The organism is Dactylosporangium sp. NPDC051541 (assembly GCF_044454505.1).
Lineage (GTDB): Bacteria > Actinomycetota > Actinomycetes > Mycobacteriales > Micromonosporaceae > Dactylosporangium.
On sequence record NZ_JBITDU010000012.1, the window covers coordinates 1 to 21,422 of the forward strand.

Here is a 21,422-nt window from a genome sequence, read left to right on the forward strand (position 1 = left end):
CCGACGCCACCAAGCCCGCGCCAAAATCAGCCACTACCGCCGCCGCCAGACCATCGACAACCATGCCTAGATAACGAACCCGGGCTGGAGTACTAGCCCATAAGGTGCCGATGCAGTCGCGCGCGAGGGTGGTTCGGGTGCCGCCTTTGTTTCGGGGTTGGGCGATCGGCGCAACTAGAGGGGTGCGGCGGCCAGGCGTGTCACCCATTCGAGTGGTCCCGAGGCAGATCCGGGTGCCGTTGGGCCACAAGTTATTGCAATCTGCACGTGCAGAATGGACGATTCGGTAGTCCCGTTGGCGCTGTGCCCAGGGCCCCTGAGCGTGGGGGCTCGCGCGGTCGGGTGAACGGGCGGGTGCGCCGTCAGGCAGCCAACTGACCCTTGGCTGCCCCCGACGCGAACCCGCCCTCCTACTCCAACCTACGTGCACGCGCGAAAGGTGGTTCAACAAACCGTGGGGTACTCACAGGCCGGGGTTCTGGCCGCGCAGCAGGTCGTGGCCGTGCATCTGCCCTCGCTCAACGCAGAGGACTGCTCCGCCTGCGGCAGCAGCTATCCGTGCGACTTCCGCAAGGCCGCCGAGTGGACGCTCAATACCTACGGGCTGCTGCCGCGGCGGGTTCCCGGGGCCAGTCTCCGGGCCGCCGGCGTCACGCTCAACGCTGGGCGACCAAGGGCGGGGAAGAGGGACTGGGATCGCAACGATCGGCAGCGCGGGTGGTTTGACGCGGCGGTCAATCCGGCAATCGGACGGGCGAAAGTGGTGTCGCCGAAACGCAATGAGCTCACTTGAGGAGCGCTGGATAACCGCGGCGTTCCGGAGCGGGTAGTTCCCACGGCTGGTGGATCGCCTTGCCGGGGATGTGGGCCAGCTCCGGGACATAGCGGCGGACGTAGTCGCCGGTCGGGTCGAAGCGTTCGGCCTGGCGCAGTGGGCTGAATCGCCGGTACGGCTTCGTGTCGTTGCCCGTGCCGGCGACCCACTGCCAGTTGCCGTAGTTGTTGGCCACGTCGCCGTCGAGGAGCAGGTCGAAGAAGTGGTCGCCGCCGGCCCGCCAGTCGACGTTCAGATGCTTCGTCAAATAGGAGGCGGTGATGAGGCGGGCCCGGTTGTGCATCCAGCCCTCGGCCAGGAGCTGGCGCATGCCGGCGTCGACGATCGGCATGCCGGTGTGACCTTCCTGCCACGCCTGCAGCGCGTCCTTCTCGTCGCGCCATTCCTCGACCGCACTGGCGCGGTAGGGCTTGCGGCGCAGATCCGGGAAAGCCGACAGCACCTGGTGATAGAAGTCGCGCCAGCACAGTTGGCGAATGAACGGCTCGGCGCCCTCCTGGCCCTGCGCCCGCTCCACGACCTCACGCGGGGACAGGCACCCGAAATGCAGGTATGGGCTCAGGCGGGAAGTCCGGTCCGCGGCCATGTTGTCGTGGTTCTCATCGTAGGCCGCGACATCGGCGAGCCAGGAGGACAACTGCTTGCGCCCGGACGTCTCGCCGAGGTTGCCGACCGCGGAGGAAAGCCACGACTTCGGCACATCGTCGGGCAGCGCGACCTTGCGCGGAGCGCCCAGAACATCGCGCCGGGAGAAAGCCTCCCACGAGCGGTAGTACGGCGTGAACACCTTGTAATGCGAACCGCCCCCGCCCGGCCGGACCGCCGCCGGGGGCACGACCGTGACCCCGGGAAACGTCTTGAACGCCAACCGCGCCGCGGCACACGCCTCGGCCAGCCGCGTCTCCCGGGCCCGGGCATAACCGCTCACGTCCGCCGCGATCGCGATCGCCGAGGCGTCGACCGCCTTCGCTGCCCGAATCGCCTCGTCGACCGGGTCGCCGCGCAGCTCCGCCAGATCCCCGCCGCGCGATTGCAAGGCCGAGCGCAGATCGTCGAGCGCCCCGGTCAGAAAGCGCGCCCGATTGGCACCGGAAGCCAGCGCGGGGTTGTGCACGAACAGCGGCAGTACACGGTCGAAGGCGCTGACCGACGCCGACAGAGCGGGATTGTCGTGCACGCGTAAGTCGCGGGTGAACAGCACGACGCACGTCTTCATGCGGCGGTGCCCCGCAGGTCCAGCAGTGCCGCGCCCTCCCGCTGCTGCGGAACCTCCACAATCGACGCGGCCGGCACGGGAGTGCCCGGGCGGGCCACGATGCAGGACAAAGCAACCGCCAAACGCTTCCATTTGGGTACTGTCGCCCGCCGCGCGAACACATCGGCGTCCTGGGCCTCGACCTCGTCCAGAATGCCGCCGTACAGCCGATAGGCGGCCCGCATACACGCCTGCGACTTGGGCGCCAGCATCGGGATTCCCGGCGCCGCGAGCGCGTAATGGCGTTTGGCCCGGCTCAGCTCGTACCGAATCAGCTGCTTGATCTTTTCCGAACTTCGCTTTGTGGCGAGCGCCTCTTCGAGGTCGGCCCGCGTGACGCCGAACTCGGCCAGGTCCTGTTGCGGCAGGTAGACGCGGCCGCGCTCGAGGTCCTCGGCCACGTCTCGGATGAAGTTGGTGAGCTGGAAGGCCAGGCCGAGCTGGCGGGCCGGTTCGCGGGCGGCGGCGCGGTCGGACGACTCGAGGATCGGCAGCATCATCGTGCCGATGACGGCGGCCGAGCCCTCCATGTAGACGAGCAGGTCGTCGTACGTCTCGTAGTCGGTGACGGTCAGGTCCATCGCCATGCTCTCGAGGAACTTGCGGAAGTCCTCGAGGTCGATGTCGAACACCTGAATGGTGTGCAGGACGGCCGGCAGCAGCGGGTCGTCGGTGTGCCCGCCGCGCAGGCCGCGCAGGAACTCGGCCGACCACGCGGCCAGCTCCTCGGCCCGGGCCTGCGGGGTGCCGCCCTCGGTGCGGTCGACGATCTCGTCCGCGTAGCGCGTAAAACCGTACAAAGCATGCACATGCCGACGTTTCCACTCGGGCAGCAGTCGCGTCGCGAGGTAGTAGGTGCGACCGTGGAACCGATGCAGCGCGCGGCACCGTTCGTACGCTGCGGCTAGGGACGCATCCATCTGACCTCCAGTTTCGCCTCGAATCGACGCACGAATCGACGCAACGGCGAGCCTACGCTACCCTTGCCAGCACAGCTACCCGAAACCCACAGGGGGACACCATGCGAACCGTTGAGGGCCGGACGGATCGCGTTGTGGTCGTCGGGGCCGGGCTCGGCGGGCTCGCCGCCGCCATCCGGCTCGCGGCCGCCGGACGCAGCGTCACCCTGCTCGAGCGGGAGGACCACCCGGGCGGCCGGGCCGGGCGGCTGGAGCTGGACGGCTACGAGTTCGACACCGGGCCGACCGTGCTCACCATGCCGGAGCTGCTGGAAGACGTGCTCGGCACGGTCGGCGAGGACCTCGCGACCTGGCTGCCGATGCGCAAGCTCGACCCGGCCTATCGCGCCCACTTCCCCGACGGCTCGACCCTTGACGTGATCGCCGACACCGCCCGCATGGCCGGCGAGGTCGCGCGGGTCTGCGGGTCCCGGGAGGCGGACGGATACCTCCGCTTCGTCGACCACGCCCGCGAGCTCTGGGCCCTGGAGCGCGACGACTTCATCGACCGCAACCTCGACCGGCCGCAGGACCTGGTCACCGCCAACCTGTGGCGGCTGATCCGGCGCGGCGGCTTCGGCCGGCTGCAGTCCAAGGTGGACTCCTACTTCAAGGACCCGCGGACCCGCCGCATCTTCTCCTTCCAGGCGATGTACGCGGGCGTCTCGCCGCACCGCGCCCTCGCGCTCTACGCGGTCATCGCCTACCTCGACTCAGTCGCCGGGGTGTACTTCCCGGAGGGCGGCATCCACGCGGTCCCCCGGGCGCTCGCCGGCGTCGCCGAGAAGCACGGCGTGGAGATCGTCTACGGTGCCGAGGTGAACCGGGTCGAGGTGAGCAACGGCCGCGCGACCGGAGTGTCCACCGCGGACGGCCGCCGGTTCCCGGCCGACGTCGTGGTCCTCAACCCGGACCTGCCGGTGGCCTACCGCGACCTGCTCCCGCCGACCAGATGGCGCAACCCGCTGCTCGGGCCGCTGCGCTACTCGCCGTCCTGCGTCGTGCTGCACGTCGGCTCGAGCCAGTCCTACGGCGCGATCGCGCACCACAACATCCACTTCGGACGGTTGTGGCGCGAGTCGTTCGACGAGGTCATCGACCAGGGCCGGCTGATGAGCGACCCGTCACTGCTGGTCACCAACCCCACACACACCGACCCGTCGCTCGCGCCGGACGGCAAGCAGACCTACTACGTGCTGGCCCCGACGCCGAACCTCACCGCGAAGCTCCTCGACTGGCGCGGCTCGCTCGCCGGGACCTACCGCAGCGAGCTCATCGAGACGCTGGAGCAGCGGGGATACGTCGGCTTCGGCGACGGCATCGAGGTGTCGAAGTTCATCACGCCGGCCGACTGGGCCGACCAGGGCATGGCCGCCGGCACCCCGTTCGCCGCCGCGCACACCCTGCGCCAGACCGGCCCCTTCCGGCCGGGCAACCTCCACCCCACACTGTCCAATGTGGTCTTCGTCGGCTCGGGCACCCAGCCCGGCGTCGGCGTGCCCATGGTGCTCATCTCCGGCCGCCTCGCGGCGAGCCGTGTCACCGGGGAGTAACTTGTCTCGCGAATCGCAACTGGTCGAGCTGGTCCGGCCCGACGGCACCGCCGACGGCAACGCCACCGTCGACGCCGCCCACCGGTCCCCCGGCCGGCTCCACCGGGCCTTCTCCGTGCTGCTCGTCGCGCCCGACGGCCGGATCCTGCTGCAGCAGCGCGCCGCGGCGAAGACCCGGTTCGCGCTGCGCTGGGCCAACGCCTGCTGCGGGCACCCGGCCCCCGGCGAGCCCGTCGCCACCGCGGCCGCGCGCCGGCTGGGCGAGGAGCTCGGCGTCTCCGCCCCACCGCTGCAGGAGGTCGGGGTGTACCTCTACCAGGCCGACGATCCTGACTCCGGGCGCGTCGAGTTCGAATACGACCACGTGCTCGTCGGCCCCTACGAGGGTGACGTCCGCGCCGACCCGGACGAGGTCGCCGAGGTCGAGTGGGTCCACCCGGACGAGCTCGCCGACCGGCTCAAGCGGTTCCCCGACTTCTACGCGCCGTGGCTGGCCGGTGTGATCGACGCGTGGCGGTCGGCCGCCGGATGAACAACCCCGCCGCCGCCTACTCGGCCGGGGCCGTGGCGCGGCGGCTCGGCGTCGCCGTGACGACACTGCGCACGTGGCACCAGCGCTACGGGATGGGTCCGTCGCTGCACGAGCCGGGGCACCACCGGCGTTACACCGAGCAGGACATCGAACGCCTGGAGCTCATGCAGCGCCTGATCTTCGAGGGCGTCGCGCCGGCCGAGGCCGCCCGTTGGGCCCGCCGGCCGATTCCGGGCACGGACGCGGCGGCGGTCACGTCGTCTTCAAATGCGCCGGATTTGGTACTGGCTGTTCGTGGCCTGAACCGCGCGGCCATGCGACTGGACGCGCCGGCCGTGCGTCAGCGGATCGCCGAGGCGGTCCGCGAGCTCGGGGTCATCGCGGCGTGGGACGGCATCCTCAGGCCGGTCCTGGCCGGCATCGGCGAGCGGTACGCCGCGACCGGGGAGCTCGTCGAGGTCGAGCACCTCGTCTCGGGCTGCATCAGTGCCGTGTTCGGCGCGGTGCCGCGCCCGCCGGCCGGAGTACCCCCGCGAATTCTTCTGGCTTGTGCGGACGACGAGCAGCACAGTCTGCCCATCGAAGCGGTCGCGGCGGCCCTGGCGGCGGACGGTGTGCCGGCACGGTCGCTGGGGGCGCGGGTGCCGCCGGAGGCTCTGGCCGCGGCCGTGCGCCGGACCGGACCGGTGGCCGTGCTCGTCTGGTCGCAGATCCGGGCCACCGGCGGCCCCGAGCAGCTGGCGTCGATCCTGGCCGAGCGGGCGCGGCCACTGGTGGTGGCGGCGGGCGGCCCGGGCTGGGACCGACCGTCCGTACCAGCGGGCGTGGCCCTTCCGGACAGCCTGAGCGACGCCTTGGTCGCACTGACGTCAGCACTTACGTAGTCATCTGCGTAAAAGTGCCTTGCTCCCGGTCTCCCCGGTTCGTGCCACGGCCTGAACGCTGGAGGTCACTCATCATCTCGAATCCGTAACGTGTCGCTCCGTCAGGGAAACCTCAAAGACCCCTCGGAGCCTCACATGCCTCGTGTACGACTCGCCGCGTTGGGAGCGGTGATCAGCGTTTCTCTGTTTGTTGCGGGCTGCTCGTCCGACGCTCCCTCCGCCGCTTCGTGGCACGCGTCCGGCTCCGGGTCCGCGCCGGGTGTCGGGGGCCAGGGCGGCGGTGACCCGGTCGCGCACCAGATCGCCGCGCCCGGTGGCAGCGCCTCTCCCTCCGCTCGCCCGTCGACCTCGGCTTCCCCGTCGGCGTCGGCCTCCGCTTCGGCCTCGGCCTCGCCGTCCGCTTCGGCTTCGTCCAGCGCCCCCTCCGACGGCATCATCCGTACGACCGGTGACCAGACGGTGGCGCTGACCTTCGACGACGGCCCCGGCCCGGACACCCCGACGATCCTGAAGATGCTGCGCGACCAGGGCATCAAGGCCACGTTCTGCGTGATCGGGGCGAACGTCCAGGAGTACCCGCAGTACGTCCAACAGATCGTGGCCGACGGTCACACGCTGTGCAACCACACGTGGAAGCACGACGAGTCCTTGGGCAAGAAGTCGGCCGACGTCATCCGGGCCGACCTGCAGAAGACCAACGACGCAATCCAGCAGGCCGTGCCCGGGGCGGTCGTAAAATATTTCCGCCACCCCGGCGGCAACTTCACCCCCCAGGCCGTCCAAATCGCCGCCGACCTGGGCATGAAGTCACTCGGCTGGAACGTCGACCCGTGGGACTGGAACCTGAAAAAATGGCAGGGCCAGCAGATGACCAACCACATCTGCTCCACAGTGAGGAACAACACGAAGCCCGGCTCGATCGTCCTCTCCCACGACGGAGGCGGCGACCGCAGCGCCACGGTGGCCGCGTACAAGACCTTGCTGCCGGAGCTGAAGGGCAAGTTCACGCTGGTAGCGATGCCTGTGTGACCCAGCGGTGGATACTCATTTGGAGAACATGTGAGGGGTCACGTATGCTCTGAAAGCCTCCGGCGGGGCCGGATGGGAGCAACACCGCGTTAGTCGTGCGATATGCGATGATAGCGGGGCCGCCCTCATCGTCTAGCGGCCCAGGACGCCGCCCTTTCAAGGCGGTAGCACGGGTTCGAATCCCGTTGGGGGTACGGAGTTACAGTTTCATGCAAAGCTAGGTCCTGTGGAGCAGTTGGAGTGCTCGCCGCCCTGTCAAGGCGGAGGTCGCGGGTTCAAGTCCCGTCAGGACCGCAAGGCCCACTCGTTTGGGTCATCCTGGGCAGGTAGCTCAGTCGGTACGAGCGTCCGCCTGAAAAGCGGAAGGTCGGCGGTTCGACCCCGCCCCTGCCCACAAAGCTCTTCGCCGGGCTTTACGACCCCCGACCAGCGGAAACGCCGGTCGGGGGTTTTGTCGTTCGGTGGTCTATGCGCCGACTAGATGATCTTTGGTCTCGATTCTGGTCTCACTCGGTCGTCGTGTCGTGGTCTCGGCCGGGAGTGAGATCTTGTACGAGCTGCGGAAAGAAGCTGTCGAAGTGACGGCGGATGGGCTGGGTGAGCGTCCCTCGGAACATCGGCAGTCGCAGCACAGCGCCGTTGCGATAGGTCGCCGTAAGGCGGGGGCTCCCCGGCCACGTCGTGACCCAGTCGTTCCTAAACTCCTCAGCGCCTACGCCGTCGATCGCGAGGTCCGTCAGGTCGTTTCGGCGGAACGCTCGAACCGAGAGCTGATCGTCAGCGCGAAGCGCGTGAACGACACGGGTCTCACTGAAGACCACGGCCTCGACGATCGCCTCATCGTCGCCAGTCTGCATCGAACCCCACAACGCCTCCTCGGAGCCGAGCAACAGGGCCACCCGGACGAGGAAGTCGAACGGCGGCTTGACGTAGGTCTCGTTGAACTCCGGGATGACGTTGTAGACGGTCTGCATCGCTTTTTCGAGTGCCGTCTTATCCATGGGCACTCCTTCCGGGTTGGTGCGCCCTGACGGGTCGCCGAGAGGAAGCGGGGCCTATCCTGACCTTGATAGGCCCCGCGAAACGATCAAATAACGATGAAGGGGCACAAAAGGTTACGCCAAGTCAGCCTGCTCGCTCGTCGATTCGCCAGCAATCCACAAGAGCCCCTCGACCTGCTTGGCGATGCCGCTGAGGACTTCGATCGGGACGTGTTGATAGCGCGTCGCCATGCTGGCCTGAGACCAGCCCATGACGTCCATGACGGCACGGGTCGGCACCTTGAGCACCAGCAACATGGTTGCGGCGGTATGGCGGGCGTCATGTAGCCGTGCCTCGCGCACCTCGGCCTCCGTGAGCAACTCGCGCCACTCGCGATGGTCGGCTCGGGGGTCGACGGGCTTTCCGGTCGGTTGGGCGAACACCCACCCGTCGTCCTGCCACAGGTCGGCTGCGGTTGCCCGCTCGACGTTCTGCCGCTCGCGGTGTGCTCCCAGCGCGGCCATTAGCGGGCCGGGAACGCCGACGACGCGTCGGCCGGCACGCGACTTGGTGTCGACCACGACCAGCCCTCCCCCGCGCCGGTCCGGGCAGTCCGCGCCACGCTTGCGCCCGCACACCCCGCCGCAGCCGTGCCGCCAGGTGTGGCGCTGGAGCGCTCGACGGATGGTCAGCGTGTGGGCCTCGGCGTTGACGTCGCGCCATTGGAGCCCCAGGGCCTCACCCTGACGGAGGCCGATAGCGAGCGCCAGGGCGTACCGCACGCCGTTGCGTCGACCAGCCGCCGCCCGAAGGATGCGCTGCGCCTCCGCAAGGGTGAACGGCTCGATCTCCTCCTCGACCACCCGGGGCGCCTTGGCGTCCCGAACCGGATTCTTGACGATCCGGCCGCGCCGCAGCGCCTCATTGAGCGCGGTCCGTACTGTCCGGTGCACCTGGTGAACAGTGGCGGGCTTGAGGCCACGCTCGCGCATCGCCGTGTACAGCCGCTCAAGGTGTTCGGGCTGGAGCCGGTCGAGCCGATGCGCGCCCACACCAGGGATCAGGTGTCGCTTGACGGCGGTCTGGTAGCCCGCGAACGTCTTCGGCCGTACGCTGCCCGCAGCGATCGCTTCCAGCCAGTGCGTGAGCCATGTCTCGACCGTCCCGGCGCGACCAGGGCGCTTGATCCGTCCCGCGTCACGGTCGTTCTCCAGGTCACGGACCTTTTTCCAGACCTCGGCCTCCGTCTTGGCGCTGACGTGCCGCCGGTCGGGCTTGCCGTTGTCCAGCACGCCCATGGTCACCCGCCCGTGCCAGCGACCGTCGTTGCCCTCGTACACACTCGCCGTCATGTTCGGCGCCCGCGTGCCCTCCGCGCGCTTCTTCCTTGGCATCAGCTCGGTTCCTCTCAAGCGGCCTGGGCGTCGGGGACATCGGGAGTGAGGGAAGCGGTGTACGCCTCCAAATCGGCCGGCCGAATCCGGCGCAGGCGTCCGACCTGTACAGATGCGACTGCGCCGGTGCGAAGCAGGTCGTACATGAGGGTCCGGCCGATCTGGAGGCGAGCGGCAGCCTCTTCGACGGTCAGGAGCAGAGGCGCCGGTATCGGGCTGGCGGCCCGGTGTGAGCGCTGCTGGGGCAAGATCTGCGGTTCGAGTGTGTTCGGCGTACCGGTCGGGCGGTGTCGGCCATTCAGGGCGGTCACTGCGGTTCTCCCCAGTTCTGCGCCCGCAGGGACAGTTCGTCCCTGCGGTGTCCCTGAGTTGATGTGCTGTTGGCGCTGCTCATGGCCAGTTCGGGGACAGCGGGGACAGGAGGGACACTCCCGTGTGCGCTGTCCCCCACCGCGCCGGGGAGGCGGTACGAGCCGCGGGCGTCGGCGATCACCTGGCCGTCGGCGAGCATGCGCTGAAGCGTCTTCTTGACCAGCTCGTAGTCGGTGTCGGTGACTTCGGCGATGACCTTCGGCCGTGAGCCGGGGTTGTCGCGCAGCCAGCGCAGGATCTTGCCGCGGGTGTCGCCTACTGCGTGGTCCTGCGCCGGGCCATCGAGCATGTACCAGGCGCCTGAGGCGGGCTGGAACCCCAGCGCGTACTCGGCTTCGTCGACATCGCGGCCGGTGACGTGCAGGACCCCATCGGCCTGCCCGCGGGGGCGTTTGAGCACGAGCGTCGCGTCGGCCGCTCCGGCGATGCCGTTGGTGCCGGACACCTCGGAGAGGAAGTCCTCTGAGGCGGCTTTGCGGACGTGGTGGACCATGAGCACGGCAATGCCGTAGTGGTCGGCGACCTTTTTGATCCGGCCCACAGCGGTGTAGTCGGCGTCGTAGGCCGAGGCGCCCGGCGCGCTGGCCCCACGGAGCTTGGCGAAGACGTCGATGATGACCATCCGAGCATCGCGGTTGCGGTCGAGCCAATTCGCGATCGCCTCGTCACCGCCTTGCGGCAGCGGCGGGCATGCGGTGGCGAGGGTCAGGGCGGCCGGTGCGGGCTGCCCGCCGAGCACGGTCGCGATGCGCGACTGCAACCGCCGGGGCGTGTCCTCGAGTGCGAGGTACAGCACCGGACCGCCCTCAACCGGGATGGAGTCGAACGCCCGGCCGCCGGAGGCGACGGCAAGGCCGAGGGCGAGCGCCAGCCACGACTTGCCGACCTTCGGCGGCCCACATAGCAGGGAAACGCCCTCACAGATAAGGCCGGGGACGGCCCAGCGCGGCGGGTCGAACGTCATCGCCATGAGGTCGGTCGCCGACCATGACGTCTTGATCCGGCCCGGGTTGCGGCGGGTGCCGAGCACGTCGGCGTCGGTGGAGTCGACGACGCGCAAGTGCGGTACGGCTGCCGGCCGGTCGTCGTCGGGTTGGTCGACGTCGTACACGGTCGCCTCCTCGTTGCTGCTGCTGGTCATGGGGTCACCTCCGGTCGTCGGTGAGGAGTCGGCCGATGTGCTCGGCGACGGCGGGGACGACGGCGTTGCCGAGGCCTGCAAGTCGGTCCACCCGGGCGGGAACCCCATGAGCCACTCGACCCACTCGGGGTTCGGCCGGCCACCGATGACGTCGGTAAGGCTCAGGCCGTTCTTGCGCGTCTGCTGCTTGCGGGTGATCGTCTCGGGGGTCAAGGCACCGCGGCGGGCGTCCGCTGCCCTCGGCGTGGGCCAGGACGAACAGCCGGGCTCGTGGGTGTGCGGCGCCCATTGCGCAAGCTCGGACAACGCCGGCGCGGGCGGTGTATCGCAGTCGTCGCAGGTCCCGCAGGACGGTGCCGAGCCCGCGGGTGCGGTGGCCGAGGACGTTCTCCCCGATGACGTATCGCGGTCGTAGATCGGCGATGACCTCGGCCATCGGCTTCCAGAGCCATCGCGGATCGTCGGCCCCTCGGCGGTGGCCGAGCACCGACTCTCCCTGGCAGGGATAACCGCCGGCCACGACATCGACCTGAGGCCGGGGTTCGGAACGCCACCACTGGACAGCGGTACGGACGTCGTCATGGGCGGGCACCTCCGGCCAATGCTTGTGCAGAACAGCGCGACAGAAGGGGTTGATCTCGACGTGACCGACGACGCGCATCCCGGCCCGCTGCAACCCGAGCGACAGGCCGCCAATCCCGGCGAACAGCTCCAGCACGTTGAGCGGCTCAACGCCGTTCACGCCACCACGCTCCGCGGGCGACGCTGTCCGGCGCGCAGGCCGCTGGCGATAGTCCGCAGGACCTGTCCGGGTGGCGGGTCGGTGTGCAGGCCGCACGCCTCGGCCGCCCTCGTGAGTTCCCGCTCCACGTAGTCGGCGGGCAGCTCTCCACCGGCAACCAACTGCCCGAGGGCAACGGCTGCGGCGTAGAGTTCCCGGTTGCGGGCCGTCCCGGCGCGGGCGACCCGCTCGCACTCTCGCTCAACCGCCGTGGTGAGGTACCGGCCACGTCGGTCAGGGGCGAGCTCGACCACGACCAACCGCCGCTCCGGCAGCGGCGCGGGCCGCAGCCGCTCTGCCAGCCACTCCGGCAGCGGTGCCGGGTCAGCGTCGGCCGCGGTCTTGTAAGGTCGTCCGGCGACGATCGACCCAGCGCCGAGGACGTAGCCGCCGTGGGCGCGGGTGTCGATCAGCCAGCCGAGTTTGCCGGCCGAATTGCGCAGCGCCGGGCCGTCCGCCGGATGGGTGAAGTAGAGGTGCTGCCCGCCCCGGCCAGTCATCACGGTGTGCGTGCCGTCCGGGTACGGCTGCCTGGCCTCGGCCGCGACGTGGTGCAGCACGGCCGCGCCGTGCCGATCACCGACGAACGCGGCCGGGGGCTCCTGGCCCGGCTTGGGCACGTCGAGGTCGACCACCGTGAGGGCGGACGGGCCGCACGCGATTCCGACGTTGTACGGCGTGCGGGACCACGCCCGCGAGATGCGATCGGTATCAACGGTGGCCCGTGGCTCCCAGCCGACATGCCCGCCCGCTCGTGCACAGCGCGGGTCTCGGCCGGTGCAACGCTCGGCGTCGTGATCGGGGAACGCGGGGTGCTTGGCGTTGACCGCGACCGGGAAGACGTGCCAGCCACGCTCGGCAGCCGTCAAAGCGTTGCGCAGCAATGTCTCAGGATCAGGGCGAAGCTCCATATTGGACACTCCAAGGGTCAGCAAGTCGGCTGGGACTTCCGGCATGTCGGGCGGCACTTGTGTGTCGGCGACAGCCTCTGCGCATGCCTTGTGGCATGGCTCGCCGTGTTCGTCGCGCATAAGCGCCGGAGCGCGGCAGATGCGGCAGGGCTGAAGCGGGCCGTTGCGGTGGGTGCTCCAGTCGAGGAACGCCATCACGCCGCCCGGTGCACGTCGGCGGCGCGGCCAATGACGGTCTTCAGGTCACGGACGACGCCGAGCAGCTGCACGCGGGCGGTGGACTCGTCGGCGGCAAGGGCGACGGTCAGGAGGACTTCTGCATGCTCCCGGCCGTCGTTAGCGTGCACGCGGGTGAGGGTGGCGCGGCCGAGACCGGGAACGGTGACGGTGAGCGGGGTGGCGCGGTGCTCGTCGAGGCCGCAGCGGTGCCCCTGCGCGCACCACTCGGGGTGGTCGCCTCGGCGGACGGTGCCGATGTGGCGGTGGTTGAGGGCGGTCATCGGGTGCCGCCGGTGCGGTTGCTGCGGTCGTTGGCCTTGACGGTGCGCAGGTAGTTGATAGCGCGGCGGCCGGGCCGGAGTTGGCGGCCGGTGCCGTCGCAGCGGCGGCAGATGCCGAACGCTCGGCCGCCGAACAGGGCGCGGCGCTTGCCGCTGCCCGAGCAGCGGCGGCAGGCCACGAACGGCCAGAGCCAGCAGGCGAGCAGGTAACCGAACGTAATGCCGACCGAAGCGAGGATGAGGAGTCCGAGGGCGGCCGGGTGGCCGGTAGTGGTAGCGGCAAGGACGGACACGGAAGTGCCTCCAGAGGCTGTTTTTGGGCGCAGAGGGCCGCTGGCGCTACTCGCTACCTGCGTGGGTAGCGGCTGGCCAGGTTGGTAGCGGGGTGGGTAGCGGCGGCGCTACCGGTAGCAGGGCCGCCGCTACCGTTCAGGCGCTCTTGCGGCGGTCGATCGCCCCGTCGATATCGGCGAGCCGGGCGCCGCGGAGGACCTCGCCGCGAACCTTGACGTTCACGCTCGGTACACGGTCCCGGAGCTGCGCCGAGATCGCGTCAGGGGTGATATCGGCGTAGTGCTCCGGCAGCCGCTCGGCGAGCCGGGCCGCGATGACCGGCCAGTGCAGGCCCTTCTCCCCGGCCAGGAACACGCCTCGGACGTCGGCGAGGGTGTCGCGCATGTCGCGGGTGATGGTCTCGCCGATCGCCGCGCCGGACAGCGTGCCGGCCGTCTCGCGGTGCTTGCGCGCGGCGGTGAGGATGCGCTCGGCGTCGCCGTGGTCGGCCAGGTAGGTCCGCACGGTCGGGGTGTCGTCGGTGGCGCCGTAGAGGTAGCCGACGCCCCGGTACTGCGGGGCCGTTGGGCAGCGCCGAGGCGTCGTAGCCCTCGGAGTACGCCTCCCCGCCGAGGATCGCCTCGGACACGATGCGGTTGCCGCACTTGAGGGCGAACCGCACGGCGTGGTTGTCACGGAAGCGGTTGAACAGCCGCCCCACATCCCCCGCGCCGATACCGCCCGGCTTCTGGCTGGAGGACAGCAGAATCACGCCGGCGGACGGACCCACGGCCATGATGAACGACAGCAGCGCGGCGATCTCCTTGTTGATCTCCTGGCTGTCCAGCTCGTAGTACGCCTGGAACTCCTCCATCACGAGCATCCAGACGCGCAGCTGCGGGTACTTCCGCGACAGCTCTCGCGTGATCTTGCCTTCCGGGCACTCGGACGTCGGCAGCGACGCGAGGAAGTCGTTGACCTCCTGAATGTGGGCCTTGACCTCGCGGAGCACTTCCAGGAGGTGCTCCACCGGGTCGTTGTCGCGGCTGTTCGGGACGGTCCCGAAGACCATGCGGTGCGCGACCAGGCGGAACTTGTCCCAGTCCGGCGACATCTTGCCGTCCACGACGATGAGCCGCACGTACGGGTCCAGCGCCGCATACAGCGCGAGGAGCCGGGTCGCGAACGTCTTGCCCTTGCGCGGCTGCGCACCGACCAACACGCTGATCCACATCAGCAGCAGCTCGACCTTGCGCCCGCGCTCGTCCAGCCCCAGCGGCGCTGGTGCCCAGATGTCGCGAACCTTGCCGTCCAACAGCGGCGTCCGCCCGGCCGGCACTGCGAGAGGGTCGCGGTCGGCGACGAACAGCACATGCCGCCGGTGCGAGGACGGGTCGCGGGTGAGGAACACCTGGTTCACCGACACGTCCAGACCGGAGGCGACGGCGCCCTTGGCCTTAAGCACGTCCTCCCACGTCTTGCCGTACGGCAGGTCGATGACCACCTGCGAACCCGAACCGGTCGCGTCGCGGGACATCGTGGACCCGAACGTGACCTGCTGGTGCGGCTTATCCGGATGCCCGAGCCCGGCGGCGTAGTAGGCACGCAGGATGATGTCGGGATTGACGCGTCGGTACCGCCCGGCGACTACCGCCGGCCGCAGGATCGGCTTGTCTTCCGGGTGGCCGAGCCGAGCCAGGCCACACACCGCACCGGCGGCGGCCAGGCCAACGACCCACCATGGGGCCAGGGCATAAGCGACCGGGCCGCCAACACCGACCGCGACCAGCTCGGCGGCCAGGACGATGCCGCGCCATGTGCGGGTGGCTTTAACCTCGCGGTGCAGCTTGTACCAGGTTTGCGGGTCGTTGTCGTCGGCTGCGCGCTGCCGCAGCCCGTACTGCTCGGACAGCCACCACCAGCGCAGTTGCCGCCCGAGCAGCTTGAACACGCCGACACTGGCCCAGAATCCGGCCTGGATGCCGTACCAGGGCGCCCGGACCGCGTGGTAACCCGCGCGGTGCAACACGTCCTCGGCGATGTCTCGCAGGGTCGCCTTGAAGTTCTGCCAGCCCACCAGCCGGGTGGGGATGATCGGACGGCGGCCCTTCGAATCGGCTGGCGGAGCGTCGACCAGCACGCCGCCCGGCTGTGGCTCGTCGTCGAGGGCGACGTCGAAGTGTCCTGCAGCGCTCGTACCGTCGCGGCGGGCGCGGGCCGCGTCGAGGTCGACGACGTCGGCTACGTCTGCTTCTGCCTTGTTCCAGTCGAACCCGTTCGGGTGCTCGCGGTCCGGTTCGTTGGTCGTCATGCTGAAGATCTCCAGACTTCCTGATGGAGGGGTTGGGGACCGGTGCGCGGCCGAGGTTCCTAGGCCTGTGTGGGCCGCGCACCGGGCAGAGCTACTCGTGGTTGGCGTGGATCAGGTGGGCCAGGGCGGCGCCCATGCCCAGCACGGCCACCGGCAGGCAGGCAACCGCAGTGGTGATCCACCACGGAGCGTGCATGATGCCTGCGGCGGTCAGCAGGTGGTAAGCGACTTGGCCGAGGCCACCGAAGACCAGAGAGCCGATCGCGGACCAGCGAGCGAACGACCGGGCGGCGGCCGGCGCGGTGCCGGTGAGCCAGACCGCGAGGGCGTACGCGGCGTAGGTCTCCACGCCGATCGGCAGCGTGATCGCGGTGTTCAGCGTGAAGCCGTCCCAGATCCCGGGGAGCGGGTGGACCACGCCGAACCCGGTCAGTTCGCCGAGGCCGACCCACCCGGACCAGATGGCCACGAACGCGGGCAGGGCCAGCAGCATGACCGGCCAGGAACGCGGCTTGCGGGTCGGCCGGACGGCGTTGGTGGTGATGTTGGTGCCTGGGTGTCCGTCCCCCGTGGCCAGCGGCTCCGGCTCAACCGCGTCGGCGACCGAGAACGTGTCGATCGGCGCGGGTGCCTCGGTGGGCTCGGCGTCCGGCTCCAGGTCCGGCACGAGGTGCAGTGGGCGCGCTACGGGCGGCTCCGGCGCGGATGGGGCGGTGGCGACCTCCTGGGCGGTGAGCGCTTCCAGGACGGCGGTGGCTTTCGGGGCACCGATCTTGAATTCCTTCATGAGGGCGTTGCGGGACGGGGTGTGCCCGAGGCGCTCGGCGAGCGCGTGGGCCTGCGGGAGGAGGGCGACGATGGGCGGCGGGTAGGCGCTGGCGGCGGTGGCGGCGGTCATTTGATGGGCTCCTTCTCAGTTGGTGTGGACGCGGCCGGAGACGGTGTGGGCGTGGAGCCGGATCGGGCCGCGTACGCGGATGTCGCCGGAGATGGTGTGGGCGTTGAGTTCGCTCGGGTCGTCGGCGGTCACGGCGATGTCGCCGCAGATGGTCTTGATGGAGCCGATGCCGAGCAGATTGGCGATGCGGATGCGGCCGGAGACGCTCTGCAGCGAGGGACCGGCGACCGTGTCCAGGTCGATGGCGCCGGAGGTGGTCTGCACGTAGGCGGTCAGCAGCGGTCCGGTGGCGGACACCGGCGCGGAGACGGTCTCGGCGTAGAGCGAGCTGTGCAGCGGCAACCGGATGTCGACGATCGGCCCGGCGCCGCCGAACCCGCCGACGACGATGCCGTCGGTATGCATTACGAGATCGCCGTAGACCACGCCGACGACCATCCCGACGTTGACGCCAGCGATCTGGGTGATCCCGCCAACGTGCTGCGGCGGCGCCTTGGGCATCTCCACTTTCAGGAACTGGTAGCCCCCGGTGAAGCGGGCGCGGTCGGTGATGTCGGCGTCGGCGGTCACTGTGACCTCGGCGAACTCGCGGTCTTCCACGTTCACTCGAACCGCGCCGGCCGAGACGCCGACGTGCAGCAGGACCGGGCCGGAGGCATCCGCGGTGTAGGCAAGGGTCTTCATAGGAGGTGCCCTCCCGGGGCGCAGTCGAGGCACTCGCCGAGCGAGCGCGGGATGAAGTACGGCCGTACGTTGTGGCAGGTCGAGCAGGTGCGGCGAGCCAGCAACGCGCACCCGATTGCTCGGCGCTGCGCGGGGGTCGCGGTGCGCTTGGGCTTGGCCAGGTCGACGCGGTACAGGTAGGCGACCCGCTCCCCGCCGACACCGGCCCACATGACCTGCGCGGCGACCGGCTGACCCCCGGGCCGCAGCCCACGGGCGCGGAGTTGGCGGCGGGTGGCGTAGCCCTCGGGCGCGCCGAGCCACCAAAAAGTTGGGATGCCGTACCGAGCTCCGGCTGGGTCATGGAAGCGTGCGCGGACGCGGCTCACGGCCTGGTCCTCAAGCGGCCCGGCGCGTCGCGTTGTACCGGCGGACGTACCAGCGCAGCGACTCGGCGATCACCGCGTCACGCGACCGGCGGAGACGCTGCGCGGTTACCTCGTCTACCGGCCCGTGTGCCGCCATGATCCTGATCTGTACGTCGAGCAGACCGATCTCCGCCTCGATCAGCGGCATCTCGTCCTCGATCGCCTCCAGATCGACGGCGCTCGGCTCTGTCGAATCACGTTCGTGGTTCACGATCTCTCCAATGAGTTCGAAAAGCGTTGATGGGAGCCTGTTTCGGCACGGGCGGTCTTGCGTGCATGGACGGAAAGCCATGCTTGGCAACCTTTTCCGGGAGGTGCGGCCCGATGAAGTTGTCAAAGATCCCGTGCACAGACGGCCCGCAGAAGGGCGGTACAGCCGAAGCCGGTTCCGCCGTCCCGGCGCCGTCAAGCACCATATGCACATAGTGGACCATATGCATATGGCGTGTCAAGTGCCCCCTGTGCAGATGGCAAGCCGATGTGATGAACTGGGAACGACCACGCACGGAAGGCGCTGACTTTGACCGCGATCACAGGACAGCCCGCGTACCAGCAGATTGCCGATGACCTGCGCCGGAAGATCGTCGACGGGACATATCCGGTCGGAGAGCCGATCCCGTCAACCACGACGCTCATGGCCCACTACAACGGCTCTATCACCGTGGTCAGGGCAGCGATCAGAGATCTCCAGAACGAAGGGGTCCTGATCGGCCAGCCCGGCAAGGGCGTCTACGTCCAGGAGAAACCGAAGCCGCGCGCCGACGTCGCCAGCCCGGATGTCGTCGCCCAGCTCGCGAACCTCAATGAGACGGTGCAGCAGCTCCGAGAGCAACTCGCCGCAACCGTGACCACCGAAGTCCAGGAGCTACGCCGCCAGGTCGGCGTGCTGCAGGGTCAGATCATGGACCTGTACGGACGCATGGGGCTGCCGTACCCGCACGAAGATGCCGGCCGGAGTGCGGGAGCGAAGCCGCGCAAGTCGCGTGGCTCTGCCACTAGGTCGGCGTGAGTGATGGCCCAGCGCGGACGGGGACACGCGTGAGCAGCGACCACAACGTCGTCGACCTGCGTCGGCACGCGGCCTACAAGCCGGACCTGGCCTCCCTGGCTCGCGGCCAGGTCGCGGCGGCGCGCCAGAAGCTCGGCCTGGACTACGACGAGTTCGCGGATGTGCTCGCGCCGCTCTTGGGCTGGTCACCGTCTCCGGAGATCGTCGAGGGATGGGAGACCCGCGCCGTACCGCCGGGTGACGTCCTGCTCGCCGTTGGCCTTGCCTCGCAGGACGGCCCGCACGACGTGCTGCCGGTCGCGCTGAACTCTGACGCTGACCGCATGGTCGGCATGTTGTCGACGATGATGGGCGACCTCGAACGCATCATGGGCTCGCCGGATGTAGTCCGCGCGTACGCAATGCGTGGTCTCATTGCCCGACCGGAGTGGAACAACATCATCCGCAATTCGCGTGGTCACATCTGGCTCTACGGCATGGCCGAGTACGGCTATGCCTTGGACGACGAGGTGCCGGAGATTCTTGCGGCTGCGGCCAAGGCGGGATGCGACATCCGCGTATTGCTCCTCGATCCGCAGTACACGGGCACCGGCGACATCGACGCCGACGAGGGCAACCCGGCCGGCACGTTGAGCCCCCGCATCCGGGCCGCCCTGACACGCTTCCGGCAGATGAGCACTCGATGCGAAGGGCGCATGCACGTCAGGACGTACAACGCGCCGCCAACCGTGAGTATCGTGCGCGCCGACGGGCGGATGCTCGTCACGCCCTACCTTCGATTCTTCGTCGGCAGCAACTCGCCCACCTTCGAACTGCGCGAGTCAGCCGATGGCAAGATGTTCGGTCGCTACACCAGGCACTTTGAAACCATGTGGGATCTAGCAGAGGAATGGACGGCATGAGCGGCTCAGCCAATTGGGTGGCGAAGATGAAGGACGCGACACTCGTCTCGACCGACGTCCTGCTCGAAAAGCCGAAGAAGTTCGTGCACGAAGTGCTCCGCATGCCCGATGGCCAGGAGATCGACTGGTACTACGTCCACAGCACACCAAGCGTGATGGTCGTTCCCGTCACGGCCGAGGGCAACGTCATCCTGGTCAAGCAGTACCGGCACAACCTGAAGCGCGACACGCTCGAGCTCCCAGCCGGCGTAACCGAAGAGGGCGAAGACCCGCGCGATGCGGCGCTCCGCGAGCTCGTCGAGGAGACGGGCCACGTGATGGCCGAGGGCGGCGAGATCCAGCCACTCGGCCCGTATTACTCGCTGCCGTCCGAGACTAACAAGTACGTGCACTTCTACCTGGCCTCGCCGGTCGTCAGTGCCGGGGCTCCGCAGGGCGACACCGAGATCGAGAAGTACTTCGACATGAGCGTCGTCGTCATGCCGTTCGACGAAGCGATCTCAGCGTTGGGGCGCACGATTCACGGGCTTGAGACCCTCGGTGGGTTGTTGCTCGCCCAGCAGGCGCTCGAAGCACGACGATAGGCGGGCCGCGGGACAAGAGTCCCTCGTGTCCCTACTGTCCCTAGAAGCCTCTGAGCAGTGGAAACAGTGGGGACAATGGCCTCGTCTGTCCCCGCCCCGGGCACGAAACATCTATTGGCCCTGCTGAAACAGAGCGGCGCCCCTGTGTTCCAGCGCTCTTGCCTTCCAGCCAGCTCCAGGGCGGCCCGCGGTATCAGCCCTCCCACGCGGTCGCGAACCCGGAAGCCAGCAATGCAAACGGCCGGAGGCGGTTCAACGGTTGACGATCCGACATCTAGAAGATGGCAAAAAATCCCACAGCTGAGTAGAACTGCACGTAAACGAAGCCTCTTGAGGAGTCTTCGGCCAGCGCGCTTCCTAGGTAAAGTACTGTCGAAGGTCCACCTCGCCCTTCCGTGCTCCAACGCTGGCAGAACATGGTGCCGTCAGTAGACGCGCTCCGCGTCAGCTCCGACGCCTGCTCGTGAACAAGGCGTCCACGTCCAGTCAACTCTGCTTGCGCATATTGCACCCAGTTTACCGTTGGGAAAGAAGGCTCAGCGTCTGGCACGTTTCTTAAGAAGAGTCCGGTGCACAGTGAAGCGATGTACGCGTGCAGTCGAGCTGCATTTTCCTCGCCGAGACTAATTTGTGGTACTACCATTCCGTCGTACGTGACCTGGAGACTATCCGACCGAGCGGGGCGAAGTAAGCGTCTCGCCAATCTGAAATTCCGCACCTTGGCGCCGATTACATATGCGTCATGCGACTCCAGTAGTGCTTTATCTAGAAATTGCTGCGCACTAGCATCAGCAACGGGGCTGCCAGAAGCGGCCATCAAATCGACAACCCGCTTGAACCACTCATCATCACGTGACTTGGCGTTATTGCACGTCGCGTGAGTGGGCAAAAAAGGTCGGTTTCCCGATCCCTTCTCAAATATATTTTGAGGAATAATGTGGTCAGGGGAAGTAGAAGAATTTTCCAAGCTTAATCCACAAAGATAGCAGCGTGTCAAATTCAACTCACTGATCCGCGGGTGAAGCTTCTCCGCATAGAGCGCGAGGTCGCCCGAACGCGGCATCTTGTTTTGCATCGATCCTCCAAGTCTGCAATCACGATACTCGCGAGCAGGCCAGGACCGTAACTCAATTTGTCGCGCTGACGTGGTGCCACGAATGGGTGGATCACGACTCGGGCAAGCCTCAGCAAGTCAGCGGGTCCGGCCACTCACAGACGAGATTGACA

25 protein-coding genes and 3 tRNA genes are annotated in these 21,422 nt (G+C 68.4%); 11 read left to right on the plus strand and 17 right to left on the minus strand.

Going from position 1 to position 21,422, the window contains the following annotated elements:
* The first annotated feature begins 454 nt into the window (after positions 1 to 454).
* Entirely contained in the window at positions 455 to 793 is a 339-nt protein-coding gene (locus tag ACIA8L_RS39975; RefSeq protein WP_395912893.1) for a hypothetical protein, read from the plus strand.
* On the opposite strand, the gene ACIA8L_RS39980 is transcribed toward ACIA8L_RS39975, so the two are convergent.
* Both ACIA8L_RS39980 and ACIA8L_RS39985 read right to left on the minus strand, forming a co-directional pair.
* Positions 786 to 2,036, minus strand: a complete 1,251-nt coding sequence (locus tag ACIA8L_RS39980) for a cryptochrome/photolyase family protein (protein ID WP_395912895.1) — start codon at positions 2,034 to 2,036, stop codon at positions 786 to 788. The two genes, ACIA8L_RS39975 and ACIA8L_RS39980, sit on opposite strands and share 8 nt — an antisense overlap.
* Before the next feature lie 11 nt (positions 2,037 to 2,047).
* On the minus strand, positions 2,048 to 3,010 hold the full coding sequence (locus ACIA8L_RS39985) for a phytoene/squalene synthase family protein (protein ID WP_395912897.1): 963 nt from the start codon (positions 3,008 to 3,010) through the stop codon (positions 2,048 to 2,050).
* Positions 3,011 to 3,111: 101 nt separating this feature from the next.
* Between ACIA8L_RS39985 and crtI the strand changes: the two genes are divergently transcribed.
* The 3 genes from crtI to ACIA8L_RS40000 are packed head-to-tail and all read left to right on the plus strand — an operon-like array spanning position 3,112 to position 6,018.
* On the plus strand, positions 3,112 to 4,602 hold the full coding sequence (crtI, locus tag ACIA8L_RS39990; RefSeq protein ID WP_395912899.1) for a phytoene desaturase family protein: 1,491 nt from the start codon (positions 3,112 to 3,114) through the stop codon (positions 4,600 to 4,602).
* Between the two features lies 1 nt (position 4,603).
* Positions 4,604 to 5,134, plus strand: coding sequence for an isopentenyl-diphosphate Delta-isomerase (idi, locus tag ACIA8L_RS39995; protein ID WP_395912901.1), 531 nt, complete (start codon positions 4,604 to 4,606; stop codon positions 5,132 to 5,134).
* Complete coding sequence (locus ACIA8L_RS40000; protein WP_395913344.1) at positions 5,131 to 6,018, plus strand: MerR family transcriptional regulator; 888 nt, start codon at positions 5,131 to 5,133, stop codon at positions 6,016 to 6,018. The genes idi and ACIA8L_RS40000 overlap by 4 nt, the downstream gene beginning before the upstream one ends.
* Positions 6,019 to 6,149: 131 nt before the next feature.
* Here the strand turns inward: ACIA8L_RS40000 and ACIA8L_RS40005 are convergent, their stop codons facing one another.
* Positions 6,150 to 6,455, minus strand: coding sequence for a hypothetical protein (locus ACIA8L_RS40005; protein WP_395913385.1), 306 nt, complete (start codon positions 6,453 to 6,455; stop codon positions 6,150 to 6,152).
* Between ACIA8L_RS40005 and ACIA8L_RS40010 the strand changes: the two genes are divergently transcribed.
* The 4 genes from ACIA8L_RS40010 (at position 6,454) to ACIA8L_RS40025 (ending at position 7,441) form a co-directional block, all read left to right on the plus strand.
* Positions 6,454 to 7,047, plus strand: coding sequence for a polysaccharide deacetylase family protein (locus ACIA8L_RS40010; RefSeq protein WP_395913346.1), 594 nt, complete (start codon positions 6,454 to 6,456; stop codon positions 7,045 to 7,047). The genes ACIA8L_RS40005 and ACIA8L_RS40010 overlap by 2 nt on opposite strands.
* Positions 7,048 to 7,168: 121 nt before the next feature.
* A tRNA-Glu gene (locus ACIA8L_RS40015) sits at positions 7,169 to 7,241 on the plus strand.
* 26 nt (positions 7,242 to 7,267) lie between these two features.
* Positions 7,268 to 7,341 (plus strand) — tRNA-Asp (locus tag ACIA8L_RS40020).
* Positions 7,342 to 7,367: 26 nt separating this feature from the next.
* Positions 7,368 to 7,441 (plus strand) — tRNA-Phe (locus ACIA8L_RS40025).
* A 112-nt stretch (positions 7,442 to 7,553) separates the two neighbouring features.
* Here ACIA8L_RS40025 and ACIA8L_RS40030 read toward each other — a convergent pair.
* The 13 genes from ACIA8L_RS40030 to ACIA8L_RS40090 all read right to left on the minus strand — a co-directional run bounded on the left by ACIA8L_RS40030 (position 7,554) and on the right by ACIA8L_RS40090 (position 17,992).
* Positions 7,554 to 8,048: a hypothetical protein gene (locus ACIA8L_RS40030; protein WP_395912903.1), complete on the minus strand. Its 495-nt coding sequence runs from the start codon at positions 8,046 to 8,048 to the stop codon at positions 7,554 to 7,556.
* Positions 8,049 to 8,162: 114 nt separating this feature from the next.
* The gene (locus ACIA8L_RS40035) at positions 8,163 to 9,422 is read right to left on the minus strand and encodes a tyrosine-type recombinase/integrase (RefSeq protein WP_395912904.1); all 1,260 of its coding nucleotides are present in this window, start codon (positions 9,420 to 9,422) and stop codon (positions 8,163 to 8,165) included.
* A 14-nt stretch (positions 9,423 to 9,436) separates the two neighbouring features.
* On the minus strand, positions 9,437 to 9,733 hold the full coding sequence (locus ACIA8L_RS40040) for a helix-turn-helix domain-containing protein (protein ID WP_395912906.1): 297 nt from the start codon (positions 9,731 to 9,733) through the stop codon (positions 9,437 to 9,439).
* Positions 9,730 to 10,935 (minus strand): AAA family ATPase, encoded by a 1,206-nt coding sequence (locus ACIA8L_RS40045; RefSeq protein WP_395912907.1) that lies wholly within the window; start codon positions 10,933 to 10,935, stop codon positions 9,730 to 9,732. Before ACIA8L_RS40045 ends, ACIA8L_RS40040 begins: the two co-directional genes overlap by 4 nt.
* 4 nt (positions 10,936 to 10,939) lie before the next feature.
* Positions 10,940 to 11,677, minus strand: coding sequence for a DNA cytosine methyltransferase (locus ACIA8L_RS40050; RefSeq protein WP_395912909.1), 738 nt, complete (start codon positions 11,675 to 11,677; stop codon positions 10,940 to 10,942).
* Positions 11,674 to 12,822 (minus strand): bifunctional DNA primase/polymerase, encoded by a 1,149-nt coding sequence (locus ACIA8L_RS40055; RefSeq protein ID WP_395913348.1) that lies wholly within the window; start codon positions 12,820 to 12,822, stop codon positions 11,674 to 11,676. Before ACIA8L_RS40055 ends, ACIA8L_RS40050 begins: the two co-directional genes overlap by 4 nt.
* Complete coding sequence (locus ACIA8L_RS40060; protein WP_395912910.1) at positions 12,822 to 13,127, minus strand: hypothetical protein; 306 nt, start codon at positions 13,125 to 13,127, stop codon at positions 12,822 to 12,824. Before ACIA8L_RS40060 ends, ACIA8L_RS40055 begins: the two co-directional genes overlap by 1 nt.
* Positions 13,124 to 13,420 carry a hypothetical protein gene (locus ACIA8L_RS40065; protein WP_395912912.1) on the minus strand — a complete coding sequence of 99 codons (297 nt, stop codon included), beginning with the start codon at positions 13,418 to 13,420 and terminating at the stop codon, positions 13,124 to 13,126. The genes ACIA8L_RS40060 and ACIA8L_RS40065 overlap by 4 nt, the downstream gene beginning before the upstream one ends.
* Before the next feature lie 260 nt (positions 13,421 to 13,680).
* A complete protein-coding gene (locus ACIA8L_RS40070; RefSeq protein ID WP_395912914.1) occupies positions 13,681 to 15,711 on the minus strand; it encodes a cell division protein FtsK in 2,031 nt (676 codons plus the stop codon).
* 91 nt (positions 15,712 to 15,802) lie between these two features.
* Positions 15,803 to 16,609: an ABC transporter permease gene (locus ACIA8L_RS40075; protein ID WP_395912916.1), complete on the minus strand. Its 807-nt coding sequence runs from the start codon at positions 16,607 to 16,609 to the stop codon at positions 15,803 to 15,805.
* Positions 16,610 to 16,624: 15 nt separating this feature from the next.
* Positions 16,625 to 17,293, minus strand: a complete 669-nt coding sequence (locus tag ACIA8L_RS40080) for a DUF4097 family beta strand repeat-containing protein (protein WP_395912917.1) — start codon at positions 17,291 to 17,293, stop codon at positions 16,625 to 16,627.
* Entirely contained in the window at positions 17,290 to 17,661 is a 372-nt protein-coding gene (locus ACIA8L_RS40085; protein ID WP_395912919.1) for an RRQRL motif-containing zinc-binding protein, read from the minus strand. The genes ACIA8L_RS40080 and ACIA8L_RS40085 overlap by 4 nt, the downstream gene beginning before the upstream one ends.
* 10 nt (positions 17,662 to 17,671) lie before the next feature.
* Positions 17,672 to 17,992, minus strand: coding sequence for a DUF6284 family protein (locus tag ACIA8L_RS40090; RefSeq protein WP_395912921.1), 321 nt, complete (start codon positions 17,990 to 17,992; stop codon positions 17,672 to 17,674).
* Between the two features lie 228 nt (positions 17,993 to 18,220).
* On the opposite strand from ACIA8L_RS40090, the gene ACIA8L_RS40095 reads away from it, so the two are divergent.
* The 3 genes from ACIA8L_RS40095 to ACIA8L_RS40105 are packed head-to-tail and all read left to right on the plus strand — an operon-like array spanning position 18,221 to position 20,195.
* Positions 18,221 to 18,709, plus strand: coding sequence for a GntR family transcriptional regulator (locus ACIA8L_RS40095; RefSeq protein WP_395912923.1), 489 nt, complete (start codon positions 18,221 to 18,223; stop codon positions 18,707 to 18,709).
* Between the two features lie 29 nt (positions 18,710 to 18,738).
* Positions 18,739 to 19,611 (plus strand): DUF5919 domain-containing protein, encoded by an 873-nt coding sequence (locus ACIA8L_RS40100; RefSeq protein WP_395912925.1) that lies wholly within the window; start codon positions 18,739 to 18,741, stop codon positions 19,609 to 19,611.
* A gap of 26 nt (positions 19,612 to 19,637) precedes the next feature.
* Entirely contained in the window at positions 19,638 to 20,195 is a 558-nt protein-coding gene (locus ACIA8L_RS40105) for an NUDIX hydrolase (RefSeq protein ID WP_395912926.1), read from the plus strand.
* A gap of 274 nt (positions 20,196 to 20,469) precedes the next feature.
* Here the strand turns inward: ACIA8L_RS40105 and ACIA8L_RS40110 are convergent, their stop codons facing one another.
* On the minus strand, positions 20,470 to 21,270 hold the full coding sequence (locus tag ACIA8L_RS40110) for a hypothetical protein (RefSeq protein WP_395912928.1): 801 nt from the start codon (positions 21,268 to 21,270) through the stop codon (positions 20,470 to 20,472).
* Positions 21,271 to 21,422: the final 152 nt, after the last annotated feature.